At 60.9% G+C, this 17,663-nt stretch carries 19 protein-coding genes; 6 read left to right on the top strand and 13 right to left on the bottom strand.

Annotated elements, in window-relative coordinates:
- Positions 1-15: 15 nt before the first annotated feature.
- The 3 genes from ACO6TG_RS13600 to ACO6TG_RS13590 are packed head-to-tail and all read right to left on the bottom strand — an operon-like array spanning position 16 to position 3,021.
- Positions 16-972: an AAA family ATPase gene (locus ACO6TG_RS13600; protein ID WP_094072850.1), complete on the bottom strand. Its 957-nt coding sequence runs from the start codon at positions 970-972 to the stop codon at positions 16-18.
- Positions 962-2,284, bottom strand: a complete 1,323-nt coding sequence (locus tag ACO6TG_RS13595; RefSeq protein WP_422378662.1) for a hypothetical protein — start codon at positions 2,282-2,284, stop codon at positions 962-964. Before ACO6TG_RS13595 ends, ACO6TG_RS13600 begins: the two co-directional genes overlap by 11 nt.
- A complete protein-coding gene (locus ACO6TG_RS13590; protein WP_422378661.1) occupies positions 2,281-3,021 on the bottom strand; it encodes a DUF4129 domain-containing protein in 741 nt (246 codons plus the stop codon). Before ACO6TG_RS13590 ends, ACO6TG_RS13595 begins: the two co-directional genes overlap by 4 nt.
- Positions 3,022-3,397: 376 nt before the next feature.
- Here ACO6TG_RS13590 and acnA point away from each other — a divergent pair, with 376 nt between their 5' ends.
- The 3 genes from acnA (at position 3,398) to ACO6TG_RS13575 (ending at position 7,656) form a co-directional block, all read left to right on the top strand.
- Positions 3,398-6,073 (top strand): aconitate hydratase AcnA, encoded by a 2,676-nt coding sequence (gene acnA, locus ACO6TG_RS13585; protein WP_422378660.1) that lies wholly within the window; start codon positions 3,398-3,400, stop codon positions 6,071-6,073.
- 116 nt (positions 6,074-6,189) lie between these two features.
- Positions 6,190-6,579 carry a bleomycin resistance protein gene (locus ACO6TG_RS13580; RefSeq protein WP_422378659.1) on the top strand — a complete coding sequence of 130 codons (390 nt, stop codon included), beginning with the start codon at positions 6,190-6,192 and terminating at the stop codon, positions 6,577-6,579.
- A gap of 480 nt (positions 6,580-7,059) precedes the next feature.
- Positions 7,060-7,656, top strand: coding sequence for a hypothetical protein (locus tag ACO6TG_RS13575; RefSeq protein WP_422378658.1), 597 nt, complete (start codon positions 7,060-7,062; stop codon positions 7,654-7,656).
- Between the two features lie 326 nt (positions 7,657-7,982).
- On the opposite strand, the gene queF is transcribed toward ACO6TG_RS13575, so the two are convergent.
- From queF to ACO6TG_RS13545, 6 genes are all read right to left on the bottom strand, one after another.
- Positions 7,983-8,450, bottom strand: coding sequence for a preQ(1) synthase (gene queF / locus ACO6TG_RS13570; protein ID WP_422378657.1), 468 nt, complete (start codon positions 8,448-8,450; stop codon positions 7,983-7,985).
- A 147-nt stretch (positions 8,451-8,597) separates the two neighbouring features.
- Positions 8,598-9,326, bottom strand: coding sequence for a 7-carboxy-7-deazaguanine synthase QueE (gene queE, locus ACO6TG_RS13565; RefSeq protein WP_094072842.1), 729 nt, complete (start codon positions 9,324-9,326; stop codon positions 8,598-8,600).
- Positions 9,323-9,709 (bottom strand): 6-carboxytetrahydropterin synthase QueD, encoded by a 387-nt coding sequence (queD, locus tag ACO6TG_RS13560; RefSeq protein WP_422378656.1) that lies wholly within the window; start codon positions 9,707-9,709, stop codon positions 9,323-9,325. The genes queE and queD overlap by 4 nt, the downstream gene beginning before the upstream one ends.
- Positions 9,702-10,391 carry a 7-cyano-7-deazaguanine synthase QueC gene (gene queC, locus ACO6TG_RS13555; RefSeq protein ID WP_422378655.1) on the bottom strand — a complete coding sequence of 230 codons (690 nt, stop codon included), beginning with the start codon at positions 10,389-10,391 and terminating at the stop codon, positions 9,702-9,704. Before queC ends, queD begins: the two co-directional genes overlap by 8 nt.
- Positions 10,392-10,613: 222 nt before the next feature.
- Positions 10,614-11,033: a hypothetical protein gene (locus ACO6TG_RS13550; RefSeq protein WP_422378654.1), complete on the bottom strand. Its 420-nt coding sequence runs from the start codon at positions 11,031-11,033 to the stop codon at positions 10,614-10,616.
- Positions 11,034-11,050: 17 nt separating this feature from the next.
- Positions 11,051-11,350, bottom strand: a complete 300-nt coding sequence (locus tag ACO6TG_RS13545; RefSeq protein ID WP_422378653.1) for a hypothetical protein — start codon at positions 11,348-11,350, stop codon at positions 11,051-11,053.
- 217 nt (positions 11,351-11,567) lie between these two features.
- On the opposite strand from ACO6TG_RS13545, the gene ACO6TG_RS13540 reads away from it, so the two are divergent.
- Together ACO6TG_RS13540 and ACO6TG_RS13535 are read left to right on the top strand one after the other, a co-directional pair.
- On the top strand, positions 11,568-12,164 hold the full coding sequence (locus tag ACO6TG_RS13540) for a TetR/AcrR family transcriptional regulator (protein ID WP_422378652.1): 597 nt from the start codon (positions 11,568-11,570) through the stop codon (positions 12,162-12,164).
- Complete coding sequence (locus ACO6TG_RS13535; protein WP_422378651.1) at positions 12,161-12,805, top strand: hypothetical protein; 645 nt, start codon at positions 12,161-12,163, stop codon at positions 12,803-12,805. Before ACO6TG_RS13540 ends, ACO6TG_RS13535 begins: the two co-directional genes overlap by 4 nt.
- Before the next feature lie 30 nt (positions 12,806-12,835).
- Here the strand turns inward: ACO6TG_RS13535 and ACO6TG_RS13530 are convergent, their stop codons facing one another.
- The 4 genes from ACO6TG_RS13530 to ispG are packed head-to-tail and all read right to left on the bottom strand — an operon-like array spanning position 12,836 to position 16,551.
- Positions 12,836-13,591: a hypothetical protein gene (locus ACO6TG_RS13530; protein WP_422378650.1), complete on the bottom strand. Its 756-nt coding sequence runs from the start codon at positions 13,589-13,591 to the stop codon at positions 12,836-12,838.
- A 51-nt stretch (positions 13,592-13,642) separates the two neighbouring features.
- Positions 13,643-14,380, bottom strand: coding sequence for a DUF429 domain-containing protein (locus ACO6TG_RS13525; protein WP_422378649.1), 738 nt, complete (start codon positions 14,378-14,380; stop codon positions 13,643-13,645).
- A complete protein-coding gene (gene pdxY, locus ACO6TG_RS13520) occupies positions 14,373-15,269 on the bottom strand; it encodes a pyridoxal kinase (protein ID WP_422378648.1) in 897 nt (298 codons plus the stop codon). The genes ACO6TG_RS13525 and pdxY overlap by 8 nt, the downstream gene beginning before the upstream one ends.
- A gap of 22 nt (positions 15,270-15,291) precedes the next feature.
- A complete protein-coding gene (gene ispG, locus ACO6TG_RS13515; RefSeq protein ID WP_422378647.1) occupies positions 15,292-16,551 on the bottom strand; it encodes a flavodoxin-dependent (E)-4-hydroxy-3-methylbut-2-enyl-diphosphate synthase in 1,260 nt (419 codons plus the stop codon).
- 225 nt (positions 16,552-16,776) lie between these two features.
- On the opposite strand from ispG, the gene ACO6TG_RS13510 reads away from it, so the two are divergent.
- Positions 16,777-17,562: a hypothetical protein gene (locus tag ACO6TG_RS13510; RefSeq protein WP_422378646.1), complete on the top strand. Its 786-nt coding sequence runs from the start codon at positions 16,777-16,779 to the stop codon at positions 17,560-17,562.
- Positions 17,563-17,663: the final 101 nt, after the last annotated feature.

Here is a 17,663-nt window from a genome sequence, read left to right as displayed (position 1 = left end):
TTTTCGATGGCCGGATCAGCGGGGGGCCTCAATCTGGTTGAGAATGTTTTCCAGCACCTGTTCCGGACTGCGGCCTTCGATCTCGGCCGCCGGGCCAAGCACGATCCTGTGGCGCAGTGCCGGAATGAACAGGCGTTTGACGTCGTCGGGAATGGCAAAGTCGCGGCCGTTCAGCGCGGCCGTTGCCCGTGCTGCGCTGGCCAGTGCGTCGGCCGCGCGGGTAGAGGCGCCAAAGGCGATTTCCGAGCTTTCCCGAGTTGCCCGGATCAGGCGCAGGATGTAGGCGAGGATGTCGTCCTTCAGGATGATGCTGTCGACCAGGCTGCGTGTTTCGGCCAGCGCTGCGGCATCCAGAACCTTTGCCAGGGCTTCCGTTTCCAGTCCGGCTTCAAGCGGTTCGGCCGCGTGCTGGCGCAGGATCGCCATTTCGATTTCCTCGGGCGGAAAGTCGATCACCAGCTTGAACAGGAAGCGGTCGAGCTGGGCTTCGGGAAGTGGATAGGTGCCCTGCTGCTCGATCGGGTTCTGGGTGGCAATGACGATGAATTCGCTGCCGAGCGTGTGGTCTGTACCGTCGATGCTGACCTTGCGCTCGCTCATGGCTTGCAGAAGCGCCGCCTGGGTCTTGGGCGGTGCGCGGTTGATCTCGTCGGCGAGCAGGACCTGCGAAAAGACCGGGCCCTTTGTCAGCACGAAGGCGTTGGTTCTGAAATCGAAGATCGACGTGCCGAGCACGTCGCCCGGCATCAGGTCGGGCGTAAACTGGATACGGCCGAAATCGAGATCCATTGCGGCGGCAAAACTGCGCGCAAGCAGGGTTTTTGCAGTCCCCGGAGGACCTTCAAGGAGGACGTGGCCACGGGCAAAAAGTGCGACCAGCATAAGGTCGATGACCTCGTCCTGGCCGAGCACCGTGCGGCCGATCTCGGACCGGAGGGCGTCCGTGCGTTCGCGCAGGGCGTCAAGCGTCATGGGTGATTTGCTCCAAAACCTGTTCCAGTTGGTCGATGTGATGAATGGCTTCTGCGGCCGTCAGGCGTGCCGGCAGCTGATGGATGGCGTCCAGCACCCCTCTCAGGTGTGGGGCAAGTGCCGGATGCCGGCGTTCGGTATAATTCAGGAACGCGGCTTCGCCGGCATAGTGGCGCGCATGAGAGGGTCCAAACAGCGCAGAGGCTGTCGCCGCCAGGCGTGCGGTTGCATATTCGCGTGCAAGCGCGCCGTCCTGGCCCGAGAGGCGCAGCAATCTGGCCCGTGCCTGCACGGCAATATCCTTGCCGGCGCCAAGCTCTGTCGATTCCGGCCGCACCGCCCCATAGCGGACGGAGGCCCGCCAGAGAAACAGCGCAAAGACAAGCGCGACACCGATCCAGAGCGCAAGGAAGGGAGGGCCGAAAAACCGGGCCAGGTCGTCCCAGGTTCGCTCCCGCTCGGGTTCGACATAAGGATCGCGCAGCCACACGTCGCGGCTGTAATCGATCACGATGTTGCCGGTCTCGGCTTCCGCGCGCATCAGGTCCAGCGCGATCAGCGCATTGTCGCCGAGGCGCAGGCCGTGATTGTTCAAGAGATCGGGATCGGACAGCACCATGACACGGTCGTCCGACGACCCCTCGGCGGCAGCGAGCGTGCAGCTTGCCAGCAGCATGGCGTCCTGCCGCCCGATAATCGGCGTGCAGGCATCGCTTTTGAACATCTGGGCATCATAGAGGCGGGCGGTCAGGGTCTCGCCGTCGTGTGACCGATAGCTGAAATCGGTGAACGGTGTTCGGGCAGAGACCAGCGACGCCTGACGGTCTCCCGTCAGATTGCGCAGGGTTCTGGCAGTCCGGTCGGCCTCGATATTGAGGATCGGGTGGGCTATCCCGGTCAACCGCATGCCCGTGCGCCATTTGGGCAGGATCACCAGTGCAGGAACCCGTTGGGCCTTCCGCCTGATGATCGGGGTTGCCAGGTCATATTCGTCTTGCTGGAGCAGCAGTTCCTGCTGCGTTGTCGGGCTGACACGGTCCTTGTCGAGCTCCGAATCATAGAGCGGCAGGACCAGCAGGCCGACGGATGTCTCGTCGATCAGCCAGCCGCCTGTGAAATTCTGCGCGCTGACGTCATTGGCAGCCAGCCAGATCTGCAAGCCGTCATGGCCGCTGGGTGAGCGGCGCAGGGACTGTTGCTGCTGCGAAAAGACGTACCAGAGGGCGCCGAGCATGACGACCGCGATCGCGCCTATGATCAGGACCTCAAGGCGCGGGCCGGTCTGCTCCGGGGAGGAGGATGTGTTGCTCATGATGCACCTGTCCCCAGCAGCGGTCGGCAGCCGTCGACATGGCTGCGGAATTCCTCTTCCGAGACGTCACGGCCGCCAAACTGGACCCGTTCGCTTGCCAGGACCAGCTCCCGCAGCCGGTCGAGATGGCTTTGGGTCGAAGGCAGGTGGCGAAGGGCGTCGCGCGCCGTCCAGCTGCGCTGCATCAGGATGCCATTGGCGCTTACGGTTGTCGAAAGCGCCTTGCGCATCAGCTGGATCAGCGCCAGCCTGCGGTCGCTTGTGCGCAGAATGTCCTCAAGCGAGCCCGTTCGGGTCGCCCAGGCGGGGGCGTCCGGTTGGCCCTTGGGCCGGTTCCGGGAGATGTTGCCGGATTCCCGTTTCAGCGACACGGAGATATTGCCGCCGAAGCGCAGGAACAGGTAGAAAATTGCACCCAGCACAAGCGCCATGATCAGGCCGATGGTCCACCGAGCCGAACTGGCGTCGCCGTTCCAGGACTGGTTCTCCCGGTCAGAGGCTTCGCCGGTCTCCCCGGATTGCTTGTCCGGTTGCTGATCGGTCTTCAGCTCCGGTGCAGGCGCGGTCGGGTCAAAATACCCGACATCCGTCCCGATGCGGCGGAAGCGCAGAGATTTCAGATACTCCTCGCCGGAAGGTCCGATTTCGAGCGGTGTCCTTACGGCCTCCTGCGCTGATGAATTCTGCAGGGGGATAATCAGAAACAATAAAACAAAATACAGCGGAATAAGACGCATGCCGCTTTCATACCGGCAAGGTTCAAGAGGTGCAATAGACAGATGCTGACAGTCTGGCCGCTTCGGGAGGCGAAGGCTTCGGATTTGAACAGCACTGTTTTGCATGGGCCAGCACAGCCTGGCGCAGAGTGCCGTCTCGGCAATTCCGGTGCCCTTTGCCGGTTTGGAAAGGACGCTCTTTGCTGGTGGTCGGAGCCATTTTTTTGTATAGGGGCGATGGAGGGTGTTGCTCGCGCAAGGCGCGGCCCCTATCTCCGCATAAGCCCGGCAAGGGCAATTAAGGCGCTGCAACAGACGGCGCCCCCCAGAGATTTCTGACCGGCAGCCAGACAGATGCGGCCCGGCTGCCCGAGACCCCATAAGGAGTTGGCACGTCGTGACCCAGTCCCTCGACAGTTTCAAATGCAAGAAAACGCTTACCGCCGGTGGCAAGACCTACACCTATTTCTCGATCCCCGAGGCGGAAAAGAACGGTCTGGAAGGTGTTTCCAGACTGCCGTTTTCGCTGAAAGTGGTTCTTGAAAACCTGCTGCGTTTCGAAGACGGCCGCTCCGTCACCCGGGATGACATCATCGCCTGCGCCGAATGGCTGAAGACGAGAAAGTCCACGCAGGAGATTTCCTATCGTCCGGCCCGCGTTCTGATGCAGGATTTCACAGGCGTTCCCGCTGTTGTTGACCTGGCCGCCATGCGCGATGCAGCCGTCAAGCTGGGCGGCGATCCGGAAAAGGTCAATCCTCAGGTCCCGGTCGATCTGGTGATAGACCATTCGGTGATGGTCGACTATTTCGGCACCAAGGATGCGTTCAAGAAAAACGTCGAACTGGAATATGAGCGCAATCAGGAACGGTACGAATTCCTGCGCTGGGGCCAGTCCGCGTTCAACAATTTCCGCGCCGTTCCTCCGGGAACCGGTATCTGCCATCAGGTGAACCTGGAATATCTCGCCCAGACCGTCTGGACGAAGGAAGACAACGGCGAAACCATCGCCTATCCGGACACACTGGTCGGCACCGACAGCCACACGACCATGGTCAACGGCCTGGCGGTTCTCGGCTGGGGCGTCGGCGGCATCGAGGCAGAGGCAGCAATGCTCGGCCAGCCGATCTCCATGCTGATCCCGGAAGTGATCGGCTTCAAGCTCACCGGCAAACTCAACGAAGGCATCACCGCGACCGACCTTGTTTTGCGCGTTGTGGAAATGCTGCGCCAGAAAGGCGTGGTCGGCAAATTCGTTGAATTCTACGGTCCCGGCCTCGACAACCTGTCGCTCGAGGATGCCGCCACCATCGCCAACATGGCGCCGGAATATGGCGCGACCTGCGGCTTCTTCCCGGTCGACAGCGAAACGCTGAAATATCTGGAAGCCACGGGACGCGACAAGGACCGCGTTGCGCTGGTCGAGGAATATTCCAAGGCCCAGGGCATGTTCCGCTCCGGCGGCGAGGAACCGGAATTCACCGACACGCTGGAACTAGACATTTCCACCGTCGTGCCCTCCGTCTCCGGTCCGAAGCGCCCGCAGGACCGCATCAATCTCGCAGATGCCGCGACCGGCTTCGCCAAGACCATGGCGGAAGAATTCAAGAAGGCGGACGAATTGTCGAAGCGGGTCGCCGTTGACGGCAAGGATCACGATCTCGGCAATGGCGACGTGGTGATTGCCGCCATCACCTCCTGCACCAACACCTCCAACCCGTCTGTGCTGATCGGGGCGGGCCTGGTGGCGCGCAATGCGCTGCAGAAAGGCCTCAACGTCAAGCCTTGGGTGAAGACGTCGCTGGCGCCGGGGTCCCAGGTGGTGACGGATTATCTGGAAAAGGCTGGTCTTCAGGCTGATCTCGATGCGCTCGGCTTCGATCTGGCCGGCTATGGCTGCACGACCTGTATCGGCAATTCCGGACCGCTCGATCCGGCCATCTCCGCTGCGATCAACGACAATGACCTGATTGCGTGTTCGGTCCTGTCCGGCAACCGCAACTTTGAAGGCCGGGTCAACCCGGATGTGCGCGCCAACTATCTGGCCTCGCCGCCGCTGGTGGTCGCCTATGCAATCGCCGGCAGTCTGAATGTCAACATCACGGAAGACCCGCTCGGGGAAGACCGGGACGGCAATCCGGTCTATCTGAAGGACATCTGGCCGACAACGGAAGAAATCACGGACCTGATCCGTGCCTCGATCAACGAGGACATGTTCCGCTCGCGCTATTCGGATGTCTTCAAGGGCGATGCGCACTGGCAGGCGATCAAGGTCGAAGGCGGCCTGACCTATACCTGGCCGGTGTCCTCCACCTACGTCCAGAACCCGCCCTATTTCGAGGGCATGACCATGGAGCCGAAACCGCTTCAGGACATCGAGGGCGCCGCCGTGATGGGCCTTTTCCTGGACAGCATCACGACCGATCACATCTCCCCGGCCGGGGCGATCAAGCTGGACAGCCCGGCGGGCAAATATCTCCAGGAGCATCAGGTCGCCCAGAAGGACTTCAATTCCTATGGCTCGCGCCGCGGCAACCATCAGGTCATGATGCGCGGCACCTTCGCCAATATCCGTATCAAGAACCAGATGGTGCCGGGTGTCGAAGGCGGCGTCACCATGAAGGACGGCCAGCGCGAATGGATTTACGACGCCTGCATGGAGTACAAGGAAGCCGGTGTTCCGCTGGTGATCTTTGCCGGCAAGGAATACGGCACCGGCTCGTCGCGTGACTGGGCCGCCAAGGGCACCAATCTCCTGGGCGTCCGCGCCGTGATTGCCCAGTCCTTTGAGCGTATCCACCGCTCCAACCTTGTTGGCATGGGCGTCATCCCGCTGACCTTCAAGGACGGCGAGAGCTGGCAGTCGCACGGCATCAAGGGAACGGAACGCGTCACCATCAAGGGCATTGCCGACATCCAGCCGCGCCAGATGATGAATGTGGACGTCACCTACGAGGATGGTTCAACCAAGACCATCGAGTGCCTGTGCCGCGTCGATACCGAGGACGAGCTGGAATACATCAAGGCCGGTGGCATCCTGCACTACGTGCTGCGGAACCTGGTGACGAGCTGAGGGCTCTGACCTCTCGCAATGCAACGATTGAACGGGCCCTTCGGGGCCCGTTTGTTATTTGCAGTCGGTGCAAAAAATCGGCAGGCTCAACTGCAGGTTTTTCCGGAGGATTGCTCATGTCTGAAACTCAGTCACCTCAATTGTCCCACATCGCCCCTGTCTTCCGGGCCATCGATCTTGCCGCGTCGGTTGCCTATTACCGGGACAAGCTCCTGTTCGAGATCCGCTTCGAGTGGAAGGACAGCGAGGCCGAGCCGGTGCGCTATGCCATTCTCGGCCGGGACGGGATCGAGCTGCATCTGACGGCGAGCCCCGACGTGCAGCCGTCGGTGGCTTATTGTTTTGTTGAAGATGTGGCTGCCTATTACACCGAGGTGCAGGCCGCCGGCGCCAACATCACCGAAGCGATTGCCGACCAGCCCTGGGAGATGCGGGAATTCGAGACAAAAGACCCGGACGGCAATTTGCTGATCTTCGGCGAGCATCTGAGCCGCCTGGAGGGGTAGTTCTTCCCCTTGGTGTCATCCCGGACGCAGCGCAGCGGAGATCCGGGATCCACTCGTTTCCAGAGCGGGCTTGAAAGGCTCGGCGATGGCTTCGGCCGCTTCGCACAAGCTCTGTTGATGTGATGCGTTGAGAGGTAGATTGGATTCCGTCTCGGGGGCTAGGATGACTCCTTGGGTTTGGGCAGCTGCAGTGCCTTCCGCGCAGGCACAGCCCTTTCAAGAAACAGTTGAGCTCGCTTCCGCTCGCGCTGACGCGCCGGGTTCCGGATCGGCGTGCAGCTGCGCTGCACTTGTCCGGAACGACGGAGGAGGGGGTGAGCCTGAGCGAGAACCGGCTGCGCCAAATGAACCTTCGGCAGAGTGGTTCGAGAATGACCGGTGTCCGGAAAGCTGACCCTGCGGAAAGATCAATTGCCTCGCACCGGAAAACGGTGTTCCATGTTTGCGTTCCAAGGAATGTCTTTGCCACGCGGGGATTTGATGAAATCGATTTTGATGTCTCTCGGTCTGTTCGCCGTTACCTCCCAGGCTGCGCTGGCCGATCCGTGCCTGGACCGGTTCACGGAGCTCTATCTTCAGCTGGATCAGGGCATGCCAACCAAAGCGGCCGTGACCACAGCCTTCAAGGGAGCGCCGGAAAGCAAAAACGACTTTCTCTATCTTGGCCCGGACCACTACATGACCGTGCCGACCTCTCCGGCTGGCCCTTGGGTTCTGGGATACGGCAACGCGCTCTATCAATCCGCGGATGAAGGCAAGACCTGGGACAAGATCCGGGAGATGGAGACAGACCAGAACGCGGACAAGGCCCGGGCCGACAAAGAGACCAACGCTGAAACCATCCGCAATGCCACCTGCAGTGCGGAGGACCTGGAGGGAGAGCCGGTCGAGGTTGTCGCCGCCGACATCACCGTCAGCCAGGGCATGGTCACGGAAAACCGCTATACCTACTGGGTCCGCAAGAGCGATAATTTCATCGTCAAGGCCGTCTATGACACCAAGGCGCCGAATTTCGAAATGGTGACCACCCAGGAGATCGAGAAGGCCCCGGGGTTGACGTTGCCGGCACCGGAATGAGGGGACTGCGCCGCAATCCCTTGATCTTGCTCAGCCCACCTGTTTGGGAATGCGCGGGTGACACCCTGGCGGTCATTCCGGACACCGCGCAGCGACGATCCGGGATCCGCTCGATCGCAGAGCCGAACTGAAAGGCTGGGCTTTCGCGGTTGCTTCCCTGTCCGCTCAACGCACGCGATGCGTCGCACGGTGGATTGGATCCCGGCTCAGGGCCGCGAGGACTTCGGAGCTTTTGGAGGTTCCGTGCGGCCCTTCGCTACGGCGTCGGGCGCTAGACCTTCAATAAGCGGCATCTGTGGTTATTCGCCGTTGCTGCTGGTTAGATCTCACCCACGTCCCCGGTATGGCGCGACGCCCTGTTCCGGGATCCAGACACCTTCCGGGGCCGGGCCGGTCTGGTAGAAGACATCGATCGGGATGCCGCCGCGCGGGTACCAGTAGCCACCAATCCGGAGCCATTGCGGGTCAAGCAGTTCGACAAGGCGCTTGCCGATGGAGACGGTACAATCCTCGTGAAAGGCGCCGTGATTTCGAAAGGCGCCGAGGAAGAGTTTCAGCGACTTGCTCTCCACGAGGAAGTCTCGCGGCACATAGTCGATCACCAGATGGGCAAAATCCGGCGCGCCGGTGATCGGGCAGAGCGAGGTGAATTCCGGGGCGACGAAGCGAACCATGTAGCCGGTGCCCGCCTGCGGGTTCGGCACCTTTTCCAGCACGGCCTTGTCCGGATCGTCCGGCAGCTCCGTGGAAGCGCCGAGCTGGGTCAGGTTTTCATAGATGCTCTTGTCGGACATCTGTCTGTTTCCTCGTTTCCGACCTCATCCTGAGGAGGACCATCAGGTCCGTCTCGAAGGAGGGGCCGCTTGTTCAGAATTTGCCGCCGATCCTTCGAGACGCCGCTGGCGCGGCTCCTCAGGATGAGGCTGGCGAGGTTCGAGACGTTAAACGCCTCTGAGATTGCCCCAGATCATCGTGTGCAGCTGCGGCAGCACGGTGGCGGCGTACCATTTGTCGGTGGTGACCCTGTCGACCAGCCAGCGCATGCGGTCCATGATGCCGGCCATGTCGATTGTGCTGTCGGTCTCGTGCGCCTCGGACGGGGTGTGATTGCCCGGCTGCAGGTAGCAGCTCAGCTCCGGATAGCGTTCCGAGACATCGCGGGCAAAGGCATAGTCCGCCTCGTCGAAGACCACGACCTTCAGCACTGTCTGGGTGTCGGAACCGGCCGCTTCGACGCATTCGGCAAGTTTTTGCCAGTCTGTTGCCATGCCGGACGATGGCGGTTTCGGGCTGAGGGTCAGGACATCCAGCCTGTCGAACCACTCCCTCGCCAGGCTGCCCTGGGTTTCAAGCGCAAAGCGATAGCCTTCGCGACGGCCGAATTCGATCAGCGGTCCGAGCGGCTGGATGGCTGGGTTGCCACCCGACAGCGACACCATCAGCGGCTTGCCGCCCGACAGGATCTCCACCTGCATCAGGATCGCCTGCGGCGACATCGGCACCCATTCGTCGCGATAGGCGCTGTCGACCGCATGCAGCGTGTCACACCAGGCACAGCGATAGTCGCAGCCGCCTGTGCGCACAAAGACGGTCGGTTGACCGATCAGGGCGCCTTCGCCCTGGATGGTCGGTCCGAAGATCTCGTTGACGCGGATCAGGTCCTGAGTCATGACCGCGCCTCCACCGGGAGATAAACGAGCGGGCGGTATTCCGCGCAGGTTTTCGGGGTTTCCTTGACGCGGACGGCGGCCGTTTCCGGCCAGGCCGCCTTGCACCAGTCGAACAGGTGTTTGGCGATGCGCTCGGCGGTCACGCAATCATCGCCGAGCACGTCATTCAGGTGCCGGTGATCAAGCGTGTCGTCGATATAGGTCTTGAGCAGCTTCAGTTCGTTGTAGTCACGAACAAAGCCGATCGCGTCGAGTTCCTCGGCGGCCAGTTCCACTTCAACGACGTAGTTGTGGCCATGGAAGCGGGCGCAAGGATGGTCGTCGCCAAGACCCTTCAGCTGGTGGCTTGCGGAAAAGTGGAACTCCTTGGTGATCCTATACATTGCAGGCCACCTTCCAGAAGTCCGCGTCTGCGTAAACCGTCGGGTCTATGCCGCCGGCAAGGTGAAACGCCTCGCGCCGTTCCACGCAGGTGCCACAGCGGCCGCAGTGCTCCGCGCCGCCCTTGTAGCAAGACCATGTCTTGCGATAGTCGACACCAAGGGCCAGGCCCTCGCGGGCGATCTCTGCCTTGGAGACATTGACATAAGGCGTGAAGAGCCTGATCTCGCCTAGACCGTCCAGGGCGTGCCGCTGCATGGTCTCGAAGCTCTCGGTAAAGGCCGGGCGGCAGTCCGGATAGATGAAATGATCGCCGCCATGAACGGCGGTCGCGACCGCCTCAGCCCCGCGCGAGGAGGCAATGCCATAGGCGATGGTCAGCATGATCGCGTTGCGGTTCGGCACCACCGTGACCTTCATGGTGTCTTCGGCGTAGTGGCCATCGGGCACGTCCAGATCATCGGTCAGCGCCGAGCCGGTCAGCTGGCGGCCGATATTGGAAATGTCGATCAGGATGAACTCGGTGTTGAGCTCTTCGGCGCAGGCTCTGGCAAAATCCAGTTCCTTCTTGTGGCGCTGGCCATAATCAAAGGAGATCAGGCCGATCAGCTCATGGTCCTGCGCAATCCTGTGCGCAAGGGTGACGGAATCCATTCCGCCGGAACAGATGACAAGTGTTTTCAACGTTGGTCCCTTGTTTTCGCTGTTGAACGCCCGTTGCGACGCTCGTCACCGGGTAGGCTGCGACCGGTGGTTCCCGTGAAGGAACGGCGCGCCTTTTAGCAGGTTCTGACGAAAAGGAAAGGGAAGAGGTGAAGATGACCGCTGCGCTGCGCGAATTGGCCGGAGTTTGAAGCCGGCTGCGCGCAGCCAAAGGGCAGGCCGCACGCAGCTAGCGTGGTTCGCTCAGTCGTTCAGACCGAACTGGTTGGAGAAGGAGCTGACAACCGGCTGGCACTCTGCCGACACCTTGTCGGCATTGGCCTTGAGGCAGGACAGGATGCGGCCGCCACCGAACTCGACGCCGGAGCAATTGGCTTCGATGTCGGCGGCGCAGAGCGCTACCGCGTTGCCGACATTGGCGAACAGGAAGTCGAGGGCATCCGCCAGGTCGACAATGGAGGCCGCGCACTCGTCGCTGATCTTGTCTTCATGGGCATACATGCAGGACAGCATACGGCCATGGCCCGGCGTGACTTCATCGCAATAGGTCGTGATTTCGGTTTCGCAGGCTTCCAGGACGCCCTTGACCGGTCCCTGTGCCACGGCCGGAGCGCTCAAAAGCGAGACGCTGGCGGCAAGAGCCAGCATACGGAGGTTTCTCATGAGGTTCTCCAGAAGGTTCAGGGGTTCACAACAACATAGACGGTGACGCCGTTCTCAACGACGGGCCGGTAATAGACCCCGCCGCAATTGTAATAGGCGTTGTAGGGCGCGCATCCGGCGATCGATGTGCGGCGGGCAACGCGCCGTGTGGTGCGCCGGGCGGTCCGCCGCGCCGTGTTGCGGGTCGGGTTCTGAGCCTTGGCAGGCGCTATGCCGGCAAAAATGGGTGTGCCGGCGGCAAAGCCGGTGAAATCTACTGGAGCGGAATAGGCAATCGCAAAGCCGATCGCAGCCGCCAACATGTACCTGGTACGCATGATGAAAATGTCCTCTCGCTGGAGATACGCGGCGCAAGATCGCCGCCGGGACGGGGCACGAAGCATCCTAGCTTACGTTGGGGAGCGTTATCGAGTCGTGTGAAATCCGTATGGCACCTTTTTCTAGCGCCTGCACGAGACTGCCTATCTTGTGTCTTGACATTTCTTCTCGAGTGTATAGGAATTAATTTCTATTCAGTCGTAGAGAAATAAAATCATGGCGCGTCCAAAAAGCTACAATGTCGATGAGGTGGTCGAACGTGTCGTTCACGCGTTTTGGCAACATGGCTATCAGGCACTCGGACTGCGCGAACTGGAGCGCCTCACCGGCCTCAACCAGTTTGCGATCCGAACCGAGTTCGGCGGCAAGGAAGGCCTCTATCTGCGAGCGCTCGATTATTATTCGGACCAGGCCATCCGGCATGCCATGGCGCCCATGCAGACTGGCGGCTTGCCGGAACTCTTGAAGTTTCTGCGATCTCTGGTCACGGACGGCTCGATGACGTCCAGCCCATATGGCTGCCTCGTCGTGAACACCGGGATTGAGAACGCACGCGTTGGCAGCGCGCGGCTGGAGGAAGCCGCCAAACGCTATTGGGCTGCTTTGGAAAGCGCTTTTGCCACCTGCCTGGAAAAGGCAATTGCCGACAAGTCGCTTCCGGCCGACACGGAACCGGTGATAACCGCGAAGGGGCTGGTATCCGCCGTCATGGGCGTTCACGCCCAAAACCGTCTGGCCGGGAAAACCGATGCCGGCAAGCCGCTGGTCGACTTGCTGTGCGCGCAACTGACCAGCAGGGAGTTTAGAACATGAAACAGGCAGCGGGACTTGAACCGGTCGAGGGGGCCGACGGCCTCTGGTCCATACGAAAGGGCAATCTACGCTGTGTCGCGATCGCTTTGCCTTATGGGGGAACAGCTCTTTACAGCCCCGTCCGCAAGTCCAGCGGCACGGCATCGGCTCTCGCCCCTGTGCGGTTCCTGCTGGCGCCGAACCATTATCACAACATGGGTTTGAGCGAACATGTTGCCGCCTTTTCGGAGGCGGACTGTGTTTGTTCGCAAGGCGCAAGGCCGCGTCTGGAGAAAGTCACCGGGCTTGCCTTCTCTGACCTGGACAGGCTTGCCGAAGCGCTTCCCGGCCACGCCAGCCTCCTTGAACCGGACGGTCTCAAGACGGGTGAAGTGTGGATGTGCCTGCGCACAGAGGACGCGGTCATCTGGATCGTGACCGATGCCTTTTGCGGTGTGCAGGAAAAGAGCGATACCAAACCGAAGGTGGGCTTTCTGAAGCCGTTTCCGACTTATGGGCTGCGCGACAAGACCGTGTTTTCGGCCTGGGTTCAAAACCGCCTCGATCTCGAAACTCCAACCGTGATCGTGCCGTGCCACGGCGGGATTGTTCGAGGCAAGGACCTCAAGCAGGACATCTGCGCCTTGCTGGAGACGCTTTGACTACATGGTAATGCGGGAAAAGACCGCGGGTTAAAGTTGAAGATGTATGTGATCGTCGTGCCGGGCCGCCCGGCAGCCCTGAAAACGGATTTTTGAGGATGCGAGCCCGAGCCGCGTTTTCAGGTGGGGTTCAAGCAGGATCTTGCCGGCACGGGGATCGGCGGCAAGGAAGGCAAGAGCGAACCGGGTCCTGTTCGGCTCGATCTCAAGGCGGGGCCACAGGGGCTGCAGGGCAGCAAGATCCCATCTGAGGCTCAGGCGCTTCGGCGGGCAATTGCTCGGACCGTCTTCAAAGGCAAAATAGCCGATCGGCGAACGTATGGAACCACGCCGGTAACCTGACGCATCCCGGTAATAAAACGCCAGATCCACCTTCCTGCCGTCATCATGGGAGAGATGCGGGATCAGGGGAAAGCCGTCCAGGAACGGAAAATTGCCATCCAGAACAAGCGTTTGTGTGCGCGGATAAGCCTCTTCGGTCGCATCGGCGAGGTCTTCCAGCAGCGCCTTGACTTCAGGTGACACATAATTGCGGTTGAGGGCGCAGTAGATCCACGACTGAACCTTTAACGGGCCGTCCGAAAAGCAGGGCAATGCAACCCGGTTGCTGACAACCGGCGCAATCCAGATCGCGGACAGGCTGAGGAGTGCGTAAGCTGTCAAAAACACCAACATGCGGCGTTTGAAAAAGAGTGCGGCAATCAGGGCAAGGCCCCCCAATTGCGAGATCAGCGTCAAAATCGCGAACAGGAGACAAAAGACCATCCATTTCAGGGCCGGGCGCATGGCGTAGATTGTCCCTGTCTTCGTCTGGTTGGCAGGTGCTTCACGGCAACCCTAAGCCCAAATTGCCATTCTGAGGCCCCGGTCGTCGCGTCGGAAATCTTTCGGGAAAGGCTCCGCCTGTCCGTTTATAATGTGTTCGGCAATCAGGCTGTTCGCTGCTGCATCCAGGAGATCGTCCCGGCCGCATCCGCGCGGAGGCTTCTGGTCGAGGAAATCTTGCGGCATTCCCTTGGAAACCAGCAGGTCCCTGCGCTGATCGAGGCCAGCCGGGTTGGCGCGGCTCTTCACCTTTTTCGGCAGACTCATTTCGGCTTCGCCATTCAAGCGCCAGAAGGCGAGTTCCGGATGGACCTCATGAACGCGCTCTTCCAATTCGGGCGTCATCAACGTGTCGATCTCCCGCATCTTCGGAAACAGATAAAAACACTGTTTCGAGACTTTCCTTGGCGGCTCGGAGGTCTTCATGGCGGTGTCGCAGGCCTGACGGTAGTCGGTTTCATAGACCGCTGGTCGGGGGGGCACGGTGAAGACGGATGACTGGCGTTCTCCAAGATGACGGCGCGCGGCCTTTTCCGGTCCCCGGCCGCCGGGGCCGAGTGCATCCGGCAGGCCGATTGGCATATCGACCGCAATGACCTTGATCTGAGGGACGAAGCTGACAATGTCGGCGAAGGCCGGAAAGAGGTGCAGGTTCACCTCGGTCGGGTCGGCGAGATTTCGCAAGACCGCGACCCAGCCGGCCTTGCAGCCGTCAACACCTGCAATCCAGTCTGTGCTTTTCTCAGGCACGGACCTTGGTTTCCAGGACGCGGCGGGATGTGACCAGCGCCATCGCTTTCACCACCGATTGCTGTTCTTCGGCAAAGAGCAGCTCGTCAGCGCCCTTCTTGACGCTGCGTGCGACCAGTTCAAAGACGGATGCTGATGCCCGCTTCAAGGCTTCTTCGTCATCGAAACCGGCCAGCAGATTGCTCAGGAACAGGCCGGCCATGAGGTCGCCGGTGCCGTGCGGCGGATTGGGAATTGCCGCGTGTTCGGCGGCGATCGCAGAGCGCGGCGCAGCCAGCAGGTTGGCAATTGCGTTGCGGCGCAGTGCCGGTGACGAGGTCACGAGCACCCGCTCGTTGCCAAGTGTTCTTGCGGCGGCGAGCGCCTGCATTTCATTGGTGACCTCGCGCCCGCTCAGCCAGCCAAGTTCAAATGCATTGGGAGTGACAATGTCCGCAAGCGGAACCAACTCGTCCCGGACGGCCTGGGCGGTTGCCTTGGGCACGTAAAGAGATCCCGCGTCACCATGCAGGTCGCCAAGGACCGGATCGCACAGATAGGGAGCGTCCGGATTGGCGGCTTTCACTGCCTTGATCAGTTTGGCGATCGGACCGGCCTGGTCCTGGCTGCCCAGATAGCCGGACAGAACGGCGCCGATTTCGGCAAGCTTCGGCGACGCTGCCAGATCCGCCGTGAGGCTTTTGAAATCTTCCAGCGCCGGCACGATCCGGGTGCCCTTGCCCTGACCGGGGTGCCACGGCAGCAGGATGGTCGGCAGGAACCAGACATCGTGTCCGATCCGTTCCAGGGCGAAGGTCAGGCCGCGGCCGCTGATGCCGCCGCGGACCACCTGTGAGGTGATCACCAGGATCGGCTTTCTCTGAGGCTCGGCAAGGCCCGGCTGCATCATCTTTTTGGGACTTTCTGTCTGGTCAGGCGGCGTCGGACGAAGACTTCGGACCGGAGCCGTAGCGCTTCTCGATATAGTCCAGCACCATCTGCTTGAACTCGTCGGCAATGCCCGGCCCGCGCAAGGTGGTGGCTTTTTCTCCGTCGATGAAAACCGGGGCGGAGGGAGTTTCGCCGGTGCCGGGCAGCGAGATGCCGATATCGGCATGCTTGGACTCGCCCGGACCGTTGACGATACAGCCCATCACCGCAACGTTGAGGCTTTCAACGCCCGGATACTGCTCACGCCATTTCGGCATGGATTCGCGGATATGGCCCTGAATGTCCTGGGCAAGCTCCTGGAACGTCGTCGACGTGGTCCGGCCGCATCCGGGGCAAGCGGCCACGACGGGCACGAAGGCGCGAAAACCCATGACCTGAAGCAGTTCCTGGGCGACCTGCACTTCGCGGGTCCGGTCGCCTCCCGGTTCCGGGGTCAAGGAGACGCGGATCGTGTCACCGATCCCCTGCTGCAGCAGGATGCCCATGGAGGCTGCGGAAGAGACGATGCCCTTGGTGCCCATGCCGGCTTCGGTCAGGCCCAGGTGCAATGCGTAGTCACAGCGCCGGGCAAGGTCTGCATAGACGGCAATCAGGTCCTGGACCTGACTGACCTTGGCCGAGAGAATGATCTTGTCGCGCCCCATGCCAAGGTCTTCGGCACGTTGGGCCGACAGAAGCCCGGACTGGATGATGGCCTCGCGCATCACGGCGGCGGCCGAAACAGGGGCGTCGCTTTCCGCGTTCTCGTCCATCAGCCTGGTCAGGAGTTCCTGGTCAAGCGAACCCCAGTTGACGCCGATGCGGACTGGTTTGTCGTGTTTCAGGGCAATGTCGATGATCTGGGAGAACTGGGTGTCCCGCTTGGCCTTGAAGCCGACATTGCCCGGGTTGATCCGGTATTTGTCGAGCGCCGCGGCGCAATCCGGATAGTCCTGCAACAGCTTGTGGCCGATATAGTGAAAGTCGCCGACCAGCGGCAGGTCGATGCCGATCCGCTCCAGCCGCTCCTTGATGCGTGGCACCTGTTCGGCCGCTTCTGCACGGTCAACCGTGATGCGCACGACTTCCGAACCGGCACGCGCAAGTGCCGCCACCTGGGCGACAGTTGCATCAGCATCGGCGGTGTCCGTATTGGTCATGGACTGGACGACGATCGGGGCGTCGCCGCCGACCGTGACGTTGCCGACCTTCACGCCTACCGATGTGCGGCGGGGCAGGGGACTTGCGAAATCATCAATCATGATGGGCACCAGGGTGTCTTGAAACTGTTGAACCGATAGATGTGCGATCCCGGTCCTGTTTTCCAGCGCATGATTAGGGGCTGCGGCAAAAAAGGGCAATGGCCGGTCGGTTTTTCAGGTTGATTTGCGTGATTTGCTGTCAATCGTTGCGGGCAGGACCACCAACCTTTAAGAGCGGTTTCATTGAAACGGGCAAGCCCGTGATCACGTATCTGGGGCTTAGACATGTTCAAACGGCTTTTGACCGATTCCCTTTCGCTGGTGTTTCAGAATCTGGATATGGTGTTCAAGGTGTGCGGCACCTGGGTCGGCATCCAGATCATGCTGTCGTTTGTGGTCATACTGACTGTCGGTCCCATCGACGAGGCCACTGACCCAGCGTCGATTCCGGCCGGTGCGGTCCTGCTGCTGCTGCTCAACGTGACCGTTGCCATATTGGCGGCCGCCTCGATTGCAGTCGCCTGGCATCGGTTTGCCATGCTCGGTGAACGACCAGCCACTGTGTTCGTCCGTTTCGGCGCGCTGGAAGCACGATTTCTCTGGAAAATGATCCTGCTGGTGTTGATCGCGATCGGGGTTTCGATCCCGGTGGCCGTTGTTTTTTCGCTACTCGGTGGAGCCTTTCCGCTCGGCGTGTCGATGAGTGCCACATTCGCCGTTCTGCTGTTTCTGATCATGCCGCATCTCATGCGCCTGAACCTGGTGCTGCCGGCGGCGGCGCTGGAACGCCCGATTGGATTTATGGAAGCGCACCGGCTGGGGCAAGGGCTCGGGTGGCGTATGCTCTGGGCCGTCATTGTCCTGTCCTTGCCGTTCTGGCTGGGCGGGGCCCTGATCGACCATGTGCTGTCGCTGACCGGAACCGGATTGCCGCTGATCTTCGTTCAGATAAAGGTCATGATCCTCAACGTGCTGCTGCAGATCCTGGTCACCGTGCTCAGTATTTCCGTGATTACGGCGGGGTATCGCGCAGCGACAGAACAAGCGATGACACAGGCCTTTGAAGACTGACCATGGTAATGCATGCGCTATACAGTTCATGACATGGAATTTTCAGGTAACTTCAGTAGACATTCGTCAGGGCGGGAAGTTTTCTTGCGCTGAATGGGCAA

Source organism: Roseibium sp. (genome assembly GCF_965233565.1).
GTDB lineage: Bacteria > Pseudomonadota > Alphaproteobacteria > Rhizobiales > Stappiaceae > Roseibium.
This window is presented reverse-complemented; position numbering and strand designations above follow the sequence as displayed.